Genomic DNA, 19,222 nt, shown 5'->3' on the forward strand with positions numbered 1-19,222 from the left:
AGTCATGATGGCATTCTTAAACGGCTCGGCCGTCCCAACGACTGCGTAACATCAGGGAGTAAAACACCCTCTTGTCATTGCGAGGAGGCACGACGATGCAATCCTTCCTCTCAGAGAGCCAAGTTTCCTACACAGACAAGCCCCTGACGTATGCTAACGCCAGGGGCTTGGTCTTACAAGTGACATTCTCAACTCATTGAGGAAGGATTGCGTCGTCGTGCCTCCTCGCAATGACACGTATCCCCTCACCTGTTACTTGTCACCTGTCAACTCAAAACCAATCACTCTGGCCTTGGCTTGCTTAGCATCAGCTTTAGATTGAGGCGCACGACGTCGCCCATGCTGCGGCAGCGGCGGAACTGGGTGGTACGATGGTGCTCATTTAGCTGCTGTTTTAGCAGCTCTACTTTTTCCGGTGGCGACACGTTGTCGCGGCGCAGGCAGTCGATGAGGTCTTTGAGGCGGTAACGTTCGGAGCGGGCGCGGCGGGCCATGAGCGTGCGTTCCTCGGTTTGATACTGCCGGATCGTTTCGGGCTTAAGCAGGCGGCTGCACAGCTGGACTACGGCCCGATTGTCTTTAAAAAACTGCGGCAGATACATCGTTTTCTTCCCTTCGTAGCACTGCTGGTCGAAGTCGATGGCCCTGACGCGGTACTGCTCATCCTCGAAGTCGGGCGTTACGTCGATGACGTAATTGTAGGCGCGCATGTCGCCGAGTAGGCGCGCAAAGCACCGCTCATTGAATTTCACAAACTCCTTGGCGATGCGCACTTGGTTGAGGTGGGGCGCCGCCAGCCGGTCCCGAATAAAATCGTCCCCGGGAATGCCCACAATATGCTCCTCAATGAGCGTGTCGCTGCCCGATACGCGGTAGTTGAGGTTGTTGGGCGAAAGCAGATGCTCCAGCTCCAAGCCGTACACGCGGGAGGCGTCGGCTTTTTTCACGTAGAAATAGTCGTAGTTGTCGTTGAGTTGGTTCACAATCCGCACCCGAAACGGATTGGAATTGCCGAAGCGGCAGTAGTCGACGCGGTCGGCGAGCAGGTGCTCCGTGAAGCTCAGGTCGCCGTCGGTCTTCAGCTCGGCGTACACCTGCGTAAGTCCTTCACTCAGCTCCAGCAACGTTTGGGGCTCGTAGAACACGGTTTCCCACATGGTGTCGCGGCCTTGGCGGTCGGGGAGCGGAAACGAGCCGCTGGTCCGCGTGAGGTCGGCGTACGTAACGGGCAGCGTAGCTACCCGATCATACTCCCGCAAGTAGGCTTGCAGCGGCTCCTGAATGGGGTAGGTGATTTTCTTCTTGCTGATAATCACGGATCACGGATTAGCACGGATTTTAACGGATTTCACGGATTTTGTGGACGGCGCTGATGGTCCGTTGGTCCGTTGGGGCTCTTACGGCGGCAAGCTAGTCTTTGGGGCAGAATTTGTAGACCATTTTGGCCTTACGACACAATGTAGTATCGCTGGCGCTGCCGGCGCCCTACCTTATCCTGCCTTACCTTATCCTAACCGCAACAGGTAGCGGTAGCGCAGATGATGGGGCGATTGACGGGCAGCAAAGTGGCGCTACAGCGCTACAGATGAAAAACGGCCGCGCTCGGTAAAGCCGGGCACGCGCCGTCCACAAAATCCGTGAAATCCGTTAAAATCCGTGCTAATCCGTGATCTTGGCTAACTTCGCAGAATCCATTTTCAGGTGTTGCCTTTCTACCATGAAAAAACCTTTTCTCCTCCTCTTGTTACTGGCCTTGCTGGTGCCGATTACGTCGCCGGGCTGGGGTTACTTCGGGCACCGGACCATTGCGCAGCTATCGGTGTACACGCTGCCAGCCAGCATGCAAACCTTCTATTTCCACCACATGAAGATGCTGGTGCGCTTGTCGACGGCCCCGGATGAGCGGCGCGACTCCGACCCAAAGGAGGCCAGCAAGCACTTCATCGACATGGACCATTTCGGCGACAATCCGTTCGGGGCCATGCCCAAAGCCTGGGACAAGGCCGAAGCCAAGTATACCGCCGACACGCTACAGAAGTACGGCACCGTGCCGTGGACCATCATGGACGTGAAGGAAAACCTAACCGAGGCCTTCAAGCAACGCGATACGGCCGCCATCGTGCGCCTCTCCGCCGACCTCTGCCATTACGTGGCCGATGCCTACGTGCCGCTGCACACCACCGAAAACTACGATGGCCAGCTCACCAACCAAGCAGGCTTGCACTCCCTGTGGGAAAGCAAGCTGGTGGAGCGCCACATCAGCGAGTATAAGCTGGATGCGGCGTCGGCTAAGTACGTGAAAGACCCGCTAACCGACATCTGGATGGTGATTCAGGAGTCGTATGGCTTCCTGGGCGAGACCTTCGACCGGGAAGAAAAAGTGACCCGTAAGTTCACGCCCGAAACCAAGTACGTCTTCTCCCACAAGTACGGTAAAACCCGCCGCTCCTACTCCGACGCCTTCGCCGATGCGTACCACAAGGAAGTGGGCGGCATGGTGGCCTTTCGCCTGAAGCTGGCGCCCACTTTCGTGTCGTCGTTGTGGCTCACGGCCTGGAAAGATGCTGGCAGCCCCAACCTAAACGAGCTGCTCATCAAGAAACCAAGCAAAGTTGAGAAAGACTCACTCGTGGCGCAGCTAAAAGTGTGGAAGGACAACGGGCTGGTAGAACAGCAGATGCTGCTGGCCATGCGCAAAGAGAAAGCCGTGGTGCAGGCCGACCAAATCAATGCCGCCACCGATATGGCCCCGGTGATTCTGGAAACGGAGGAAACAGCTCCGGCCACTCCGGCTGCTCCGGCCATTGCTGCCGACGCGAAAGGCACGGACAAAGTGAAGGTGAAAACCAAAACTGAAGCCGGCAGCACCAAGGTGAAGGAGAAGCAGAAAGAACCCGGTAAAAAGGAGCCAAACCAGAAACAGAAAGGCGCGAAAAAGAACGAGGATTCGAGCTGGTAGCCCTAGCTCGACCTAAAAAGTTGTACGCCGGCTGGCAAAGCCCAGCCGTTAAGCCAAAGGAACCGCCTGCTCATCAGCGGGCGGCTCCTTTGGCTTTTTTGTTTCTCACCTTAATCCTTCTGTCCTATGATTCTGCGCTATGACCGACTGGCCGTGGAGCTGCCCAAGCCCAAAAATCCTTCGCCCAACGATGCTTCCGCCATCCAGGAACTGCTCGGCGGCAAATACGGGGAAATGTCGACGCTGATGAACTATACGTTCCAGTCGTTCAATTTCCGGGGGCGCAATCGGCTGCGGCCGTTTTATGATCTGACGTGCAGCATCGCGGCCGAAGAATACAGCCACATCGAGGCGGTGAGCTATGCCATCAATCTGCTGCTGAACGGCCAAACACCCCGCGGCAAAGACCCCGTACCGGGGCCACTCAAAGAAATGGCCGACGCCCGCAACCACTACCATTTCCTGAGCAGCGCCCAGGCGGCAGTGCCCTTCGACTCGATGGGCAACCCCTGGACCGGCCAGTACGTGCACGCCAGCGGCAACCTGAAGCTGGATCTGCTGCACAATTTCTTCCTGGAGTGCGGCGCCCGCGCCAACAAAATGCGGGTATACGAAATGGTGACTGACCCGTGCGCGCGGACTATGGTGGGCTACCTGTTGGTGCGCGGCGGCCTACACGTGGTAGCTTACGCCAAAGCCCTGGAGAAACTGACTGGCGTTGAAGTAAGCAAGCTCGTGCCCGTGCCCGATCTGAGCAACGATGCTTTCCCGGAAGCCAAAAAGCTGCAAGACCAGCAGAAGCTGCACCTCAAGCTCTACACGTTCAGCCCCGAAGACTACGGGCAGGTAGACCAGATCTGGAACGGCCGGCACCCCGAAGACGGCCAGCCGCTAGAAGTGCTGCATGGCGGTATGATGGGCGTGCCCTACCCCGAACTCGACGAAGAGCCTCAGCTCAACTCGCCCGGCGCCGACGACTACGACCCGGAGATGTTCAAGGACATTGCCAGGAAGATGGGCGTGAAGCTGTAAGCAGATTTCGGCGCGTTTTGCGGCGGCTGCTACCTTTGGGCGGCGGCCTGGTCCTTCGGGAACCGGGCCGCCGCCTTGTTTTTTCCCGCGCAAGTCAACGGTTCCTTCGAGTATGCACCCCTCCGTTTCCTCTGCTTTGGCGCTGCGGCGCACCTTGTTCCAAACTACCATTCTAGCACTGAGTGGCGTGGGGCTGCTGGCCTGCAACCGGCAGCAGCCAGTAGAAGAAACGGCCCCGGCGCCGGTTTCGGCGGAACGGTCCGGTCCCGGCCCCGGCCTCACGGCCCTCGCCGACAGCAACGCCGCCGCGCTGCTCCTGCCCTATGGCAAGCAGTATCCGGCCTCGGGCGTTGTACTGCACACCCGCCTCGGCGATATCCGGGTGAAGCTCTATGATGATACGCCCATTCACAAAGCCAACTTTCTGCTGCTGGCCCGCCGGGGCGTGTTCGATGAAACCGTCTTCAACCGCGTAGTGAAAGGTTTTGCGGTGCAGGGCGGTAGTTCCGACCACCGCACCATTCGGATGAGCCGCTACCGCCTGCCACCCGAAATTCGGCCCCACCATTTCCACCGCCGCGGCGCCCTAGGCATGGCCCGCTACGACGACAAGCAGAACCCCAATCAACTCTCGTCGAACACCGATTTCTACTTTGTGCAGGGCGAAAAACTGACGCCCGCCCAGAGCCAAGCTATGGCTGGCCGTAAGCTCACCCCCGAGCAGCAAAAAGCCTACGCCACGGTGGGCGGGGTGCCCGCTCTGGATGGTAAATACACGGTTTTCGGCGAGGTAGTGGAAGGCCTAGATGTCGTGGACAAAATAGCCAATGAGCCCGTAGACGCCTACGAATGGCCCAAAAAGGACATCGATATCAAAGTAGAAGTGCTACCGTAAAGCTTGGTCCCTGACGGCAGTCTTGAGCCGACTTTTTCGGCGTGACTGCCAGCCACGAAGCCAGGCCAGTCTTTAGACTGGCTTAGGAGCTGTTGGAGTTAGCTGTAAATCCATTTAGATCGGTCATGTTTCGACAAGCGGACACCAGATCAAGTATGACCAACTGGACTTTTAGATAGCTTCACGTCTTCCCCTGCTTAGGAAGCCAGTCTGAAGACTGGCCTGGCTTCGTGGCTGGCAGTCACGCCGACTGCGTCGGCTCAAGACTGCCGCCAGGACATGCCAGGGCACCATGCTACGGGCGCCGGACTTTGATGAGTTTGCTTTTTGTTACGTCGCCGCGCTGTTCTTGAAGCAACTCCCGTAGTTCGGGATAAGTGTAGACCAAGGAGCTAGCGGCCGGCTCAAAAGCCAGTTGGCGCAGGTCAGCGTCGGGGCTGGGGGAATCTTGGCGGGCGGGGTGCAGGTACACGCTGTCGGGCGTGGCGCGGTAGACGTGGTAGAAATAGTAGCGCATGGTAGTGGCACTCTGGGGCTGAAACTGCACCACGTATACGTCGCCCACTTTGGGATTGGCAATCTGTTCCTCCACCGATTGGTTGCAGGAACAAGCAGCGAGCAGCAGTGGGGCGAAGGCAAGCAGATGAAAGACTTTGTGCATAGCGGCAAGATAGATAGGATTGACTGGCTGGCTGACGGTACAGCAGACATAAAAAAGGCAGCTCTTGCGAGCCGCCTTTTTTGATTGTTCAGCAATTCAAGCAAGTAAACCTACCAAATCTTGGCGCGCTCGGTTTGGGCGCGCACCATCTTGGCGTCTTCCTTGCAGCCGAAAGCCTCGTAGAACTGGGGCATGTTCATGAGTGGGCCGTTGGTGCGGAACTGAGCCGGCGAGTGCGGGTCGGTGAGCACCTGCTGGCGCAGAGCCTCAGGCCGGGCATTGGTGCGCCAGATCTGCGCGTAAGCCAGGAAGAAACGCTGTTCCGGCGTCAGGCCGTCGTATTTCGGGCGGGGCTTGTCGCCGAAATCTTGCTGCAGTTTCTTTTGCAAGGCAGTGTAGGCAATGTTGAGGCCGCCTAGGTCGGCGAGGTTTTCGCCCATGGTCAGCTTGCCGTTCACATACACCGAATCGAGCGGCGAGAAGGCGTCGAACTGCTTGCCCACTACGGCGGCGCGAGCATCGAACTTCTCGGCATCTTCCTTGGTCCACCAGTCTTTCAGGTTGCCCTGCGCATCGTACTGCCGGCCCTGGTCGTCGAAGCCGTGCGTGATTTCGTGGCCGATGACGGCGCCCATGCCGCCGTAGTTCACCGCGTCGTCGGCTTTAGGGTCGAAGAAGGGAGGCTGCATGATGCCGGCCGGAAACACGATTTCGTTCATGCTTGGGTTGTAATAAGCATTCACGGTGGGCGGCGTCATGCCCCACTCCTTGCGGTCAATCGGCTTACCAAACTTCTTCACGTTGTCGTTGATAGCCCACTCACGAGCAGCCAGCACGTTTTTCAGGTACGACTCGCGCGAGATAGTCAAGGCCGAATAGTCCTTCCACTGGTCCGGATAGCCAATTTTCACCGTGAAGGCGTCCAGCTTCTTCTGGGCTTCGGCTTTGGTGGCGGCGCTCATCCAATCAAGCTGCTGAATGTGCTCGGTGAAGGCCGCCTTGATGTTGTTCACCATTGCCAGCGCCTTCTGCTTGGCTTCGGGCGTGAAAGCCTTGTCTACGTAGAGCTGGCCGAAAGCTTCGCCCAGGGCGCCATCCGTAGAACGCAACATCCGCTTCCAACGAGGCTGCTGCTTTTTGGCGCCGGAAAGCACCTGCGTAAGCTTAAAGGCTTCGTCGGCATAGGCTTTTGGCAGCGCCGATGAAACGGACGTTACCAAGTGCCAGCGCATGTAAGTTTTAAGGTCGGCTAGCGGCTCGGCCTTCATCATGGCGCTTACTTCCTTGAAGAAAGCTGGCTGGCCCACAATTACTTCTTTGGCGTTAGCCAAGCCCATCTGCTGCAATGTGCTCGGCAGGTTCAGGTTCGGGAATTGCTTGCTGGCCGCCGCTACGGTCATCTTGTTGTAGTTGGCGTACGGGTCGCGCAGGTCCACGCGGCTTTTGCTGGCCTTGGCCATGCGCGTTTCGAGGCGTAGCACGGTGGCCGCGTTTTTCTGAGCCGTAGCGTCGTTGTCGCCGAGCAGCTTGAACGTGTTAACTAGATACGTGGTGTAGGCGGCGCGAATGGCTTTGGAGCGGGCGTCGTCCTTGAGGTAGTAGTCGCGGTCGGGCAGCGAGAGGCCACCTTGGTAGAGGTTTACGGCGTACTCTTCGCTCTTTTTGTCGTCTTGGCCTACGTAGGCGTTGAAGAACGCGCCGGTTTGAATTTTCTGTCCCCGTACAACGGCAGTTTGCAATCCCTTCAAGTCCTTAACAGCGCTGATGCGGTCTAGCTCTGGCTTGAGGTATTTCAGGCCCGCCGCCTCAATGGCCGCCGAGTCCATAGCCGTAGCGTAGTAGTCGCCTACTTTCTGGGCGTTGGTGCCTTTGGCAGCCGACGTGTTAGCAGCGGCTTCTTGCAGAATCTGCCGCATTACGGCGTTGTTCTTATCGGCCAACTCGTTGAACGAGCCCCAGCGCGTTTCGGCGGCCGGAATAGGATTGTTCTTCAGCCAGTTGCCCGACGCGTACTGAAAGAAATTGTCGCACGGATTCACCGACTTGTCGAGGTTGGCTACGTTCAGGCCCACACCGGGCGTCACGGCTTCGGCGGTGGTGGTCGTAGTGGGAGCAGCGGTAACGGTATCCGGCGCGGTGGTGGGCGTGCTGCTGGCAGCACAGCCGGCCAGCGCCAAACCCGTAGCGGCCACTACGGACAGCGTCAGGCTATTGCGTTTTTTCATTAGGTGTTGAATTAGTGGGAAGGCGGGTTGAGGGGGCCAAAATAAGGCGGGAATCGTAAACGAAATGACCCCTGAGCCGACCTCGGCGCAACGGCAGAGGACGGCCCAAGGGCCGAAAAGACAGTTCGGAGAAGCAACCGTTGCACGAGCAACGCAAACTTCGCTGCTACCAGTCGTAGTACACGCGCCAGGGGCTCAGGTCCAAGTGGTGCGAGAAACGTTTTCCTAGCTCGTTCTCGCCGTCAGTTTCCTCGTTTTTCACGAGCAGCACCGGCCGCAGCTGCAACAACGAATCGAGGCCAGCAGGCGACACCGTATTCAGGTTCACTACGGTGCGGCGCCAACGCTGGTCCCGCTCAAACTGCGTTTCGCGCTGTAGCGCGTGGTTGCCAGCATACAGCGATATAGGTACGCGGCCTTCCGAAAACGCCATGGATGGCAGCAGCTCGTTGTACACCAGCACCGGCCGGTTGGCGAGGTCATGCTGACGCAAAAGCTCAGTTAAGGGCCGCGTACCGTGGAATGCCAGTTCATTGGCGTGCAGCACGGGCTTGGCGGCCAGCAGCAACGCGGCCGTAAACAACGCCGCGCCTAGCAGAATACCATTCTCAGCCAGCCGGTGACGACTCTGCCACACCACTACAACCAGCGCGACCAATCCTGCCCCGGCTCCTACTGCCGTGAGCGGTGGCACGGCGAGATGCAGCGTACGCCCCAGCAGCGGCAGTAACCCAAGAGCCAACAATATCATGCCCCAGAATCCTAGCAGCCCCTTAGCCCAGCTGCGCAGGGCCGCGGCGGGCAGCAGGCTCAGATAATACACCGTAAGCAACGCCACGGCGGGAAAAATTGGGAGAATGTAGAGAATCAGCTTCGACTGTGCCACTGAGAAGAACAACAGCGGCACCAGCACCCCGAAGCCCCAGACGTTACGCCACAGCAGCGGCAACGCGGCCCAGCCGGTGCGCACGGTCCGCACCAGCAACAGCCCCGACCACGGCAAACTGGTAGCCGGCGCAAGCACCAGATAGAACCACCACGGCTTGGCCCGGTCGAAGGCAGCAGGATTGGCCAACCGTTCTAAGGTTTGGCCTACCAAGAAATACCGCAGCAAGCCCGGCGTTTCGCGAATCAGCAGCAAATACCAACTCAGCCCCATCACTACAAACAGCAGCACGCCCAACCCGTGGTGCCACGTGAAGGGCCGCCGCGCTTGTCCGCGCCGGAAGTAGTACCCCATCACCGCCAGCAGTGGCAGCACCGCGCCAACGGGTCCTTTAGTAAGAAAAGCCAGCCCAAGACTCAGCCAAAACATGTACAATCCCCACCAGCGGCCAGTCTGGTAGTAGTGCAGCACGCCGTAGGTGGCCGCCAGCTCCAAAGTAGCCAAGTACACATCCGTCGTGACATTGAGCGCCGATATCAGCACCACGGGTAAGGTCCCGTAAACAACCGCCACTGCCAAGGCCAGGGCTTGGTTTCCCTTGAAAAAAAGTTTACCTAGCCCGTACATCAACCCAACCTGGGCCAGCAAGGCCAGCACGGGCAGCAGCCGTACGCCCGTAGCTGTTGGCCCGGCCAGTGCCAACCCAACTGCCGTGAGCCAATACGTGAATGGCGGCTTATGAAAGTGCTGAATACCCAACAACCGCGGATGCAGCCAGTCGCCGCTCACCAGCATTTCGCGGCCGATTTCGGCGTAGCGGGCTTCACTTGTTTCAAGGGGGCCCCAGCTGTTGAGCCCCACGCCAAACGCAATGGCTAGCAGCAGCAAAAACAGCCATAGTGCCCGACGGGACGAAAAAAACTGACTCGTCGACAAAAATAATTGGTTGGACATTAAAACAAAATTAAAATAAAGTTGGTAGTCGTACGTCTTCTATCTCGTACAGATGCGCATTTCGCTGAATAATGCAACCGTTCATGCCGCCACAACACAATATGGTAGCCAACCGTTATTCAGCCATCGTAATTCTTGTGCTTGACATTCGCCCTCATTCTCTCTCGCCCCGTATGCGCACTATTCTAGTTACCGGCTGTGCCGGCTTTATCGGCTCTCACCTGAGCGAACGGCTACTAGCTAGTGGGCACCACGTAATTGGAATCGACAATTTTGATACTTTCTACGACCGTAGCACCAAGGAAGCCAACCTGTTCACACTGCGTCAGCATCCACTTTTCACGTTCTGCGAAACGGACTTGCGCAGTGGAGCCGCGGCTCTAAGCACAGTCCTGCCCGAGGTGGCCTACGACGCCGTAATTCATCTGGCCGCCAAGGCGGGAGTGAGCCCTTCCCTGCGCGACCCAGCGGCCTACATAGAAAACAATGTCCTGGGCACTACGCACTTGCTGGAATGGATGCGGGAACATGGCGTGAAAACGTTACTGTTTGCTTCCTCTTCCTCGGTTTATGGCAATACGCCCTCTATTCCTTTCCGGGAAGATGAGCCGCTGTTGGCCCGCTGCATTTCGCCTTATGCGGCCAGCAAACTGGCCGGCGAGGAGCTTACCTTCACGTACCACCACCTCTACCAGATGAGCGTACTCAACGCGCGGTTCTTCACGGTGTACGGCCCGCGCCAGCGCCCCGATTTGGCTATTCATAAGTTTACGCGCCTGCTCCGTGCCGGCCAGCCCATTCCTTTGTATGGCGACGGCAATACGGCCCGCGACTATACCTTTGTGGCCGACACCGTAGATGGCATTATGAGTGGATTACGCTACCTGCTGCAACATCCGGGTACTTACGAAACCGTCAACCTTGGCAACAGCCAACCTGTGTCGTTGCTGGAATTGGTGGCGGCCGTAGGAGAAGCCGTCGGTGTAGTGCCAGCTCTGGAGTTTCTGCCCATGCAAGCCGGCGACGTTGACATCACGTATGCTGACAACACCAAAGCGCAGCGCCTGCTGGGCTATACGCCGCGTACGTCCCTGAAAGAGGGTTTACGCCAATTTGTGGCCTGGCTCGATATGACCGACGGTGCCGCGCTGGCCCCGGCGCCGGACGATGCCGGGCGCGTGGCCATTCATCTTTCACCTACTTCATGAGCGAAAAGCTGCTTTTCCGCCATCCTGCCTGGCGCACCGTGGTGGTAGCACTGGTTTGTATCTGCACCTTTTTCCTGCATCTGGGCCCGGCTGAGGTGAACCTGATGGAGTCCCGCAATTTCGTGGCGGCCCGAGAAATGGCGGCCGGCGGCTCCTGGCTCATCCCTACCATGAACGGCGCGTTACGGCTGGCGAAGCCCCCCTTGCCTACGTGGGCCGTGGCTGTCGTCATCAAGCTCACGGGCCAGCCAGCCAACCCAGCGCTGTTGCGGCTACCAGCAGCGGTTATGTCGACGCTGCTGGTCTTTTTCTTCTGGGGCTTGATGCGCGAACTGACCCGTCACCAACCCGGCGAGGCAGCAGCTCCCGGCCGCACGGCTTGGCTGGCGGCGTTGGTGCTGGCCACTAGCCTACTTGTGGTTACGGTGGGCCGCGAAGGGCACTGGGACATTTTCGCCAACAGTTTTCTAATCGGCTCCTTGTGGGCCTTGAGCCGCGGCTGGCACGCCGCCCGGCGGGGTTGGCTGTGGTTTGCATTCGGCGGCCTGTTGTTGGGAGGTGCCATCCTGAGCAAAGGTCCCGTGACGCCTTACGGTATTTTGCTGCCTTTTCTGCTGGCGTTTGGGCTGCCGCGCCTATATCCAAATCGTGGGGCGCTCAAACCGCGCCGCGGGGGGTTGCTGCTGTTTGCGGTGGTAGGCTTGGGCGTGGGTTTGGCTTGGCCGGCGTACTTAGCAGTGCAGGATACGGTGGCGCCGGCGGCGTTGGCAGTGGCCCGCCTGGAAGCCACTTCCTGGGTGGATCGGCATTCCCGGCCTTTCTGGAACTACTGGAATTTTCCGGTTTTTGTGGGTCTCTGGACGCCGCTGGCCTTGGTGGCACTGGCGGTGCCTTTTGCGCGGGGCCGGGCGGGCCGCTACGTGCCCTATGCCGCCGGGCTGGCGTGGCTACTGATTTCCTTGTTCTTACTGAGCGCGGTGCCCGAGAAAAAAGAACGGTACATGCTGCCCCTCATGCCGCCCCTGGCCCTACTAATGGCTGGTCTGCTACGCCACTTCGAAACTGCGTTGCAACAAGACCCTGCACCACTTCTAGAAAAGCGCCTGCTCCGTATTTGGGCCGGCCTGTTGGCCCTTATTTTTGCCTTGATACCAGTGGCGGTGGTCTTGTTGCGGCTGCCTGCGTTTGGGCCGGGCACGCTGGTTTTTGGTGTCACGACAGTGATTTTCGTTGGGCTGGCCGGTGCCATGGGTTGGCTGGCGGCGCGGCAACCGCGTTCGGAGGTGCTAGCCGGCGTTTCTATCACGGCCATGCTGGCTCTGGTAGCACTGTTGATGCCCGCCCACGCCAGTTGGATAGAACGGCGCGCCGACCCTGGTTTACGTCGGGCTGAGCACTTGCAAACCAACCCAGCTTTGGCCAACCTGCCTTGGTATACGCTCGAAGAACTGCACATGAAGCAGGTGTGGCGCGCCGGTCGGGCCACGCCGGCGTGGCCCCGCAACCAAGATTCCGTGCTGTTACGCCCGCCAGGCCCCGTAGCAGTTCTCACCGGCTCCAATGTGGCCGAACAGCTCCCTGCTGCTTGGCGCGAGCAAGTCCGCCTGCGCGTAGTCGACAGTTTCTACCTCGACCGGGAGCGCAAAGAAGGCTACTGGCGCGTGACAATAGTTGAGCCGCGGTAGGTTTTTGGTTGTTGGTTGTTGGCTGCGAACCTGCAAACAGAGGTAGACGGCTAAGACAAAATAGCGCACAACTTCTTTGCGCCAACAACCAACAACTAAAAACCAGCAATCAAGCCCTAACAGCTTTAGTTTCCCGGCGTAGCAGCACGATATTGCGGGCGTAGACTACTGTGCCGAAGATGTTGCCGACTATCAGCACCACATCCATTGGTTCGCGCAGCACGGCGTAGATCAGAATTAGCACCGAGCCTACCAGGCTCACCACCCAGAACCCCAGCGGCAGCACCGATTCGCCTTTGCGCTCCGAGTAGAGCCACTGGTACACGAAGCGTAGCAGGAAGATGGTTTGGCCGACTGCTCCCAGCAACAGTACACCGCCAGGAATGCCGTGTTGCAACATTCCTTGCAAGCTAAAATGCCGATTGCCGACGACAAACCAGACTAGCATAGCCAGCGGAAATACGTAGGCAGCAGCCCGGAACACACCGCTCAGCTTACGCCACTCGCCCAGTAGCTGCAAGTTGCGGATGTAGATGCCGTAGCTGATGAGCTGGGCGGCCAGAATCACGGGGTCGTGGCGCAGCATGCCGTAGAGTATCATCAAAAATGATGAAATCAAGCTGATCTGCCAGAACAGTGTTGGCACCAGTACCCGTTTGGCTCGTTCGCTCTGCACCCATTGCAACACAATGCGGCTGCTGAACAACAGCTGGGAGGTGAGGCCGATGGTTAGCGCCACCTGCGCGGTGCTAAGCATGGGGCTGAGGGCGGTGCTGCTCCCCTATTTCGTAGTTCTTCCAGCGGCTCCGAATCCAGCGGAAGCCAAACGTGTCCACGAGTGGCTTCCAGGCGCGGTTCCAGAGGTTGTATTTGGCCGTGCCCGCAAAACGCGGAAAGTGCCGTACTGGCAGCTGCTTCACCCGGCCGCCCTGCAACTGCACCAGCGCCCCCAGGAAACGGTGCATGCCATGAAACAGCGGCAAGCGGCGGGCATATTCTATCTTAATGATTTTCAGTGGGCAGCCCGTGTCCTCAATACCATCGTTGATGAGGGTACGGCGCACAGTGTTGGCAATCCGGGACGAGAGTTTCTTAATGAGCGTGTCCTGCCGCTTGGCCCGGATACCGTTCACCATATCGTACTCGGGTAGAAACTCGAAAAACAGCAGAAAATCGAGCGGTGTGGTCTGAATGTCCGAATCGATGTAGCCTACCAGCGTGCTGCGGCAGTGGTCGATGCCAGCTTTGATGGCCGTACTCAGGCCCCGGTTTTCGCTTAGACTGATGAACTCGTAGCGCGCGTCTTGCCGGCAGATGTCGCGCAGTAACGCCAAAGAGCCGTCACGGGAGCCATCGTTGACGAACAGCACGGAAGTTGGCAGCGGGCTTTGCGCCAGAAACTTGTTCATTTCCACCACGAACTGCGGCAGGCTTTCTTCTTCGTCGTACACGGGGACGAGGACCGTGAAGGTTTGCTGGGCCAGGTAGGCCGCGGCGGGCGGTTGGGTCATAGGAAACTAGGGCAGGCCGGAAAGTGCTGGCAAGATACGGAAGCCATTGCGGCTAGCCCACCAGGCAAGCGGCGGCCTCCCGTTCCAGGGCCCTGCTCGCGCGGCAACGGCAGGCCGCAAGGTGTGCCGGTAGCCTCATCCACCAGACGGCCTTAGCGGCGCAGACGAACCTCCGACCAAGCTTAAGCATGAAGAAGCAAGGGGGTACGGGATAGTTACAAGGTGTTGTAGCGTAGGTACAAGGTGTTTTACTAGTGTTGCAACGACGGAGCGAGCGGGGATGCGGAGCCTTCGGATAAGTCCGAGTTCCTGTGAGCTATTGTCTGAAGTTTGCACCACAATCTATTCTCTGTATCCCTCCACCACCTGTTACCTTTGCCTACACATGCCCCCACTCTATAACCGTCGTCCTGAACCAGGCCTGCCAGCTTCGGCGCCCGTGGCGCTGCCGCTGGCCGAGCTGCTGCTGCGCGTGAAGCAGAGCCTGAGTGAACGGTTTGCGGACTCGTACTGGGTGGTAGCCGAAATTGCCGACCTCACGCTGCCGCGCTTCGACGGCGCCCACTGCTACCTCACGCTCACCGACCAGCACCAGACGGGCCGCGGCGCCCAGCTTAAAGCCCAGGCCCGTGCTACTATCTGGAGCCAGCGCTACCAGCAATTAGCGCCCGTTTTTGAAGAACACACCGGCCAGGAGCTGCGGTCCGGCCTGAAAATTATGCTGCGCGTGCAAGTGAAATTTCACGAGCAGTATGGCCTGAGCCTCGACGTAGTGGCGCTCGATCCTACGTACACCGTGGGCGAGTTAGCACGCCAGCGCCTCGAAACGTTGCGTAAGCTCGAAGCAAAAGGCTTGCTGGAGCGCCAGCGAGCTTTGCCGTTAGCATTAGCGCCACAGCGGCTAGCTATTATTTCCTCACCTACGGCGGCTGGTTTTCAAGACTTCGTACGGCAGCTGGAAGAGTCGTACTATGCTTTTTCGCTGGTCCTGTTTCCGGCGAGCATGCAGGGAGAAGATGCCCCCGGCAGCATTCGGGCCGCGCTGGATGCCATCCGCCCCCGTCGGCAGCATTTTGATGCGGTAGTTTTGATTCGGGGCGGGGGCTCCAAAACCGACCTGCTTGCTTTCGATGATTACGGGCTGGCAGCGGCCATTGGCGCGTTTCCGCTGCCGGTACTCACTGGTATCGGGCACGAGCGGGACGAAGCTGTAGTGGACCTCGCCGCTCACTTAGCCCTGAAAACGCCCACCGCCGTCGCGGCTTTCCTCGCCGAGCGCCTCGCCCGTCTCGATGCCGTATTCGACGGCTACGCGGGCCGCATCCGGGAGCTAGCCAGCGAACTACTGCAAGCTTCAACCAGCCAGCTCGACCGGCTCAGCCGCCACGTGCACCTCGCCGCCCAAGACCGGCTGCAAGACCAACGTACCACGCTGGAGCAGCGAGTTCGGGCGACGGCGCCGCTAGCCCGTGCCCGCCTGCGGCAGCAGCAACAGCAATTAGGCCAGCAGCAGCAAGCTTTGCAGCGCGCGGCGCGGCAGTCGATGCTGGGGCAAGAGCGCCTTTTGCGCCGGCTAGGCAATACGCTGGCCCAGCGTTTTCGCCGCCTGCACCGCCGCCGCCGCGAGCAGTTACTCCACCGCCGCTTTCAGTTGCAGATTGCCGCCGAGCGCCTGTTGCACCGCGCCGAAATCCGGCTGCTGAAACAGGAAATGAGACGGGCAGACAACGCGGCTACCAAGCAGCATCCCTCAATAGCGCCGTAAGCGAACAACTCTCGCTTATCTGCTCTCCTAACCACTTCATTACCCTATCTTCCCCTTCTCATGGAAACTTCTTATCGCGACGCCATAGCCGAACTGGAAAACATTTTGCGCGCTCTTGAAAATGATACCGTTGATGTGGACGAGCTCACAGCCCGCGTGCAACGCTCCGCAGCCCTTATTCGCCTTTGCAAGCACAAACTCCGCACCGCCGAAGACGCTATCGACCGAGTGTTCGAAAACCTCGATCAAGACGATGAATTACCAATCTCAGCCTCGGAACTAGAAACTCCACCCGCTCCTGTGGTGCCACCAATTAAACGTGCTGCTCGCGCCCCCCGAGAATCGGGCGGTGGGCTGCTATTTTGATCTTAGGCACGCTAAAAGCCTTCAAGAAAGCTTGCTCACGATGTAGTTTGGTATATATTTGAATGCCACAATCTGATGGCGGTTCCGTACCATTCCTTTCTTCCACACCTTTTGCTTTCTTGTATGGCCCGTGATTACACCACATCTGTAGATGCCCCTGCCGGTGCCCCCATCAGCCTGTCCGATGCCAAGAGCTGGACAGCCTCGTACCAGAAAGCTTATCAGGATGAGTTACGCTCCGTGTACTTCTCCCGAGAAGCTTTCGAAAAGCTCTTGGAACAAGCTGACACCCCTGGCATCCGCATCTACCGCGCCAACGATGGCAGCCAAGACACGATGGTACTAGTAAGGGCAACCGAAACCACCGATCTGACAGATGATAAATATACCACCGCTGTAGATGCTACCATTGGTGCTCCTGTCAGTCTCTCCGATGCCAAGAGCTGGACGGCCTCGCACCAAAAAGCTTATCAGAATAAATTGCGCGCTGTGTACTTTTCCAGGGAAGTTTTCGAGAGTCTCTTAAAACAGCCTGGCACCCAAGGCATCCGCGTCCACCTCGCCAACAATGGCAGCAAAGACACGATGGTGTTAACAAGCGCAACCGAAAGCACTGACCTGACAAGCCCTGAATACAAGGTTTATAACCACGGTACGTCAACTCCTCCTAACCCCGTTACGAGTTACCTTAATTAGTAAATTATTGCCATGTCAACGGCGGATTCTGTATCACTAGCTTGGGTCATAAACATACTGACCTATGTGGGCCAATCTTCCATCATACTCCCTATTATAATAGCGGTTCGGCGTTGGCAATTTTTATTTCGAAGCCTGCAAATTTTACTTTATTGCTGCCTGATGTGGTTAACTTTCATGGCTTTAGGTATATATACTGGTAAAGTATGGGGATATAATCTAGCAGTTTGGCAGTTGGTAGATTTGTTGGAAGTATGGTTCATTGGCTGGGTTTACTATCATTCTTTGCGGTTCAGATTTCGGCGGTATTTTCTGCTTATTGCCATCCTGTACTCACTCTTCGCCATATTTGACTCGTTTGTGCTAAATGGGCTCTGGTATGCAGCTTCGCACAAATTGGCCTCTGGTAATACTTATACAATAGCTATCAAAAATTTACTAATAATAGGACTTGTCCTGTTGTATTTCGAACAAACTTTGCGGGATCTACGCAATACACGATTGGCACATGATCCTATGTTTGTTGTAAGCGTAGCATTACTTGTTTTTTTTGCTGGCACCGTTGTAATGTTTTTAGTGCGTACTGGGATAACAGATGGCAATGAGTACATGATGACCTATCCAGTTAACGCAGTGCTCAACTTAGTCCTACATGGTTTGCTAGCTCGAGCGTTCTGGCTAGCTGGCCGGCAGCAGACTCCGGTTTACCCTCAGCCACAGTTGTAGCCTCAGAAACTTGCGAGCAAGGCGGCCCATCCCCTCTCTTTGCGGCGCTTGCTGGGTAGCTAGTGGTGCTAAGCTTGAGTGGCTGTTTGATGATGCTGAACCATTTTTTTGGCGAGGTTCAAGCATCCTAGTGTGTTTTTCGAGTATAGTACTTCTGCTTCTGCTCATGCGGCCATTTACTACTTTTATCGAAGTCTTAGGTAGCGGGATCTTGCTCTTTTTATCTCACTGTTGGCACTACTTTCGTACGGCCTGCTTACTTTGACTTTTCACCGCGCCTCCGGGCCGTATTCGCTGTTGTGTTCATGAGTAGTTGGCTGGTTCCTGTGCTGCTAGCAACCCCAGTGCTCCTGCTGCTGGCGCTAGGCATTGTGGCCTTCGTGCTACGCTACCAGCGGCGGCTGTTGCGCCAGCAGGAACAGCTTCGCCAGGTGCGCGATACCTCGCAGCAACAGGCACTGGAAGCGGCGCTCCTGGCCCAGGAAGACGAGCGCCGCCGCATCGCGGCCGACTTGCACGATGGCGTTGGCACCACGCTCGCTATTGTGAAGCTGCACCTAAGTACCCTGGGGCAGCCCGGCCTCACGCAAGAAGCCACGGCACTGCTCGACCAAGCTATTACCGAGGTACGACGCATTTCGCGCAACTTGCTGCCGGCGGCCCTTCAGAAATTCGGCCTGCCTTTCGCCCTCGACGCGCTGGCCCGCACCGTGCCCGCCGACGGCCCCACGCGCCTCACACTCGAACAACGCGGCCAGCCCCGTCGCCTCGACCCCAAGTACGAGCTTATCGTGTACCGCGTGGTGCAAGAACTGCTCGGCAACGGGCTGCGCCATGCGCATGCGGAACAAATCAATATTATCGTCGATTTTGGGACGGATATGCTTTCCTTGCATTACCACGATAATGGCATAGGCTTCGACTCGGCGCTGGTAGACGTAGCGCCGCTGCCTGGGGCCCGCACCGGCCATGGGCTTACTAATTTGCGCAGCCGTGTGGCCGTGTTACAAGGTTCTCTGCGCTACGAATCGGAAGCAGGGGAAGGCAGTCAGGTTTGGATTTCCTTCCCTATTCCCTATCTTGCTGCCATTCAGGCCCCTACCATCCTCACCGTTCTATGAATCCAACCTCGATCCGCCTTGCCGTAACCGACGACCACATTCTCTTCCGGAAGGGGCTGCGCGCCTTGATAAGTGGTTTTCCGGGCATGGAAGTTCTTTTCGAAGCCGGCGACGGTGAAGAGCTGCTGCAGCGCCTCGACCAAGGCTCATTGCCCGATGTCATACTCATGGACCTGCAAATGCCCAACCTCGACGGCCTGCAAACCGTGCGGCTGCTCCGGGCGCAGTATCCTCGCATCCGCGTCATCATTATCTCGATGCACGATGAGCCCGAACTTATCGAAAGCCTCAAAACGGAAGGAGCACACGGCTATCTACTCAAGAACGCCAGCCCCGAAGAAGTCCGTAGCGCTATTCTAGCAGCTTACAACAGCCAACCACGCGCAGCACTGGCCACCTCAGCCGAGCCTGTAAGAAATTAGGCAGCGAACTGGAGGCTATGAGAGGTGAGACCATCTTCCCGTTGTCATCAAATTCTGCAAGACATACACTTCTCTCGCTCCTCGTGCCCCGTAGCTGATTGCTTCGATAC

17 protein-coding genes are annotated in these 19,222 nt (G+C 57.7%); 11 read left to right on the top strand and 6 right to left on the bottom strand.

From position 1 onward, the window contains the following. Positions 1 to 281: 281 nt before the first annotated feature. A complete protein-coding gene (locus ACYSMN_RS18195) occupies positions 282 to 1,316 on the bottom strand; it encodes a hypothetical protein (protein ID WP_488925344.1) in 1,035 nt (344 codons plus the stop codon). Positions 1,317 to 1,717: 401 nt separating this feature from the next. Here ACYSMN_RS18195 and ACYSMN_RS18200 point away from each other — a divergent pair, with 401 nt between their 5' ends. The 3 genes from ACYSMN_RS18200 (at position 1,718) to ACYSMN_RS18210 (ending at position 4,886) form a co-directional block, all read left to right on the top strand. Continuing rightward, positions 1,718 to 2,959: a zinc dependent phospholipase C family protein gene (locus ACYSMN_RS18200; RefSeq protein ID WP_488925345.1), complete on the top strand. Its 1,242-nt coding sequence runs from the start codon at positions 1,718 to 1,720 to the stop codon at positions 2,957 to 2,959. A gap of 126 nt (positions 2,960 to 3,085) precedes the next feature. Continuing rightward, positions 3,086 to 3,991 (top strand): manganese catalase family protein, encoded by a 906-nt coding sequence (locus ACYSMN_RS18205; RefSeq protein ID WP_488925346.1) that lies wholly within the window; start codon positions 3,086 to 3,088, stop codon positions 3,989 to 3,991. Positions 3,992 to 4,103: 112 nt separating this feature from the next. After that, a complete protein-coding gene (locus ACYSMN_RS18210; RefSeq protein ID WP_488925347.1) occupies positions 4,104 to 4,886 on the top strand; it encodes a peptidylprolyl isomerase in 783 nt (260 codons plus the stop codon). 295 nt (positions 4,887 to 5,181) lie between these two features. Here the strand turns inward: ACYSMN_RS18210 and ACYSMN_RS18215 are convergent, their stop codons facing one another. The 3 genes from ACYSMN_RS18215 to ACYSMN_RS18225 form a co-directional block, all read right to left on the bottom strand. Continuing rightward, entirely contained in the window at positions 5,182 to 5,547 is a 366-nt protein-coding gene (locus tag ACYSMN_RS18215) for a hypothetical protein (protein WP_488925348.1), read from the bottom strand. Positions 5,548 to 5,657: 110 nt separating this feature from the next. Further along, complete coding sequence (locus ACYSMN_RS18220; protein WP_488925349.1) at positions 5,658 to 7,772, bottom strand: M13 family metallopeptidase; 2,115 nt, start codon at positions 7,770 to 7,772, stop codon at positions 5,658 to 5,660. A gap of 166 nt (positions 7,773 to 7,938) precedes the next feature. Beyond that, positions 7,939 to 9,612: an ArnT family glycosyltransferase gene (locus ACYSMN_RS18225; RefSeq protein ID WP_488925350.1), complete on the bottom strand. Its 1,674-nt coding sequence runs from the start codon at positions 9,610 to 9,612 to the stop codon at positions 7,939 to 7,941. 173 nt (positions 9,613 to 9,785) lie between these two features. On the opposite strand from ACYSMN_RS18225, the gene ACYSMN_RS18230 reads away from it, so the two are divergent. Further along, on the top strand, positions 9,786 to 10,820 hold the full coding sequence (locus ACYSMN_RS18230) for a GDP-mannose 4,6-dehydratase (protein ID WP_488925351.1): 1,035 nt from the start codon (positions 9,786 to 9,788) through the stop codon (positions 10,818 to 10,820). Beyond that, complete coding sequence (locus tag ACYSMN_RS18235) at positions 10,817 to 12,505, top strand: ArnT family glycosyltransferase (RefSeq protein WP_488925352.1); 1,689 nt, start codon at positions 10,817 to 10,819, stop codon at positions 12,503 to 12,505. Before ACYSMN_RS18230 ends, ACYSMN_RS18235 begins: the two co-directional genes overlap by 4 nt. A 109-nt stretch (positions 12,506 to 12,614) precedes the next feature. Here ACYSMN_RS18235 and ACYSMN_RS18240 read toward each other — a convergent pair whose 3' ends face one another. Beyond that, the gene (locus tag ACYSMN_RS18240) at positions 12,615 to 13,262 is read right to left on the bottom strand and encodes a lipid-A-disaccharide synthase N-terminal domain-containing protein (protein ID WP_488925353.1); all 648 of its coding nucleotides are present in this window, start codon (positions 13,260 to 13,262) and stop codon (positions 12,615 to 12,617) included. Then, positions 13,255 to 14,016, bottom strand: a complete 762-nt coding sequence (locus ACYSMN_RS18245; RefSeq protein ID WP_488925354.1) for a glycosyltransferase — start codon at positions 14,014 to 14,016, stop codon at positions 13,255 to 13,257. The genes ACYSMN_RS18240 and ACYSMN_RS18245 overlap by 8 nt, the downstream gene beginning before the upstream one ends. Before the next feature lie 385 nt (positions 14,017 to 14,401). Between ACYSMN_RS18245 and xseA the strand changes: the two genes are divergently transcribed. The 6 genes from xseA to ACYSMN_RS18275 all read left to right on the top strand — a co-directional run bounded on the left by xseA (position 14,402) and on the right by ACYSMN_RS18275 (position 19,112). Beyond that, positions 14,402 to 15,781, top strand: coding sequence for an exodeoxyribonuclease VII large subunit (xseA, locus tag ACYSMN_RS18250; RefSeq protein WP_488925355.1), 1,380 nt, complete (start codon positions 14,402 to 14,404; stop codon positions 15,779 to 15,781). Positions 15,782 to 15,841: 60 nt separating this feature from the next. Then, on the top strand, positions 15,842 to 16,147 hold the full coding sequence (xseB, locus tag ACYSMN_RS18255) for an exodeoxyribonuclease VII small subunit (RefSeq protein WP_488925356.1): 306 nt from the start codon (positions 15,842 to 15,844) through the stop codon (positions 16,145 to 16,147). 123 nt (positions 16,148 to 16,270) lie between these two features. Further along, positions 16,271 to 16,843, top strand: coding sequence for a hypothetical protein (locus tag ACYSMN_RS18260; protein WP_488925357.1), 573 nt, complete (start codon positions 16,271 to 16,273; stop codon positions 16,841 to 16,843). A 12-nt stretch (positions 16,844 to 16,855) separates the two neighbouring features. Beyond that, entirely contained in the window at positions 16,856 to 17,569 is a 714-nt protein-coding gene (locus ACYSMN_RS18265) for a hypothetical protein (protein WP_488925358.1), read from the top strand. Positions 17,570 to 17,874: 305 nt separating this feature from the next. Continuing rightward, positions 17,875 to 18,690, top strand: coding sequence for a sensor histidine kinase (locus tag ACYSMN_RS18270; RefSeq protein ID WP_488925359.1), 816 nt, complete (start codon positions 17,875 to 17,877; stop codon positions 18,688 to 18,690). Further along, positions 18,687 to 19,112, top strand: coding sequence for a response regulator (locus ACYSMN_RS18275; RefSeq protein WP_488925360.1), 426 nt, complete (start codon positions 18,687 to 18,689; stop codon positions 19,110 to 19,112). Before ACYSMN_RS18270 ends, ACYSMN_RS18275 begins: the two co-directional genes overlap by 4 nt. Positions 19,113 to 19,222 lie beyond the last annotated feature (110 nt).

It is taken from the genome of Hymenobacter sp. M1-2 (genome assembly GCF_057808495.1).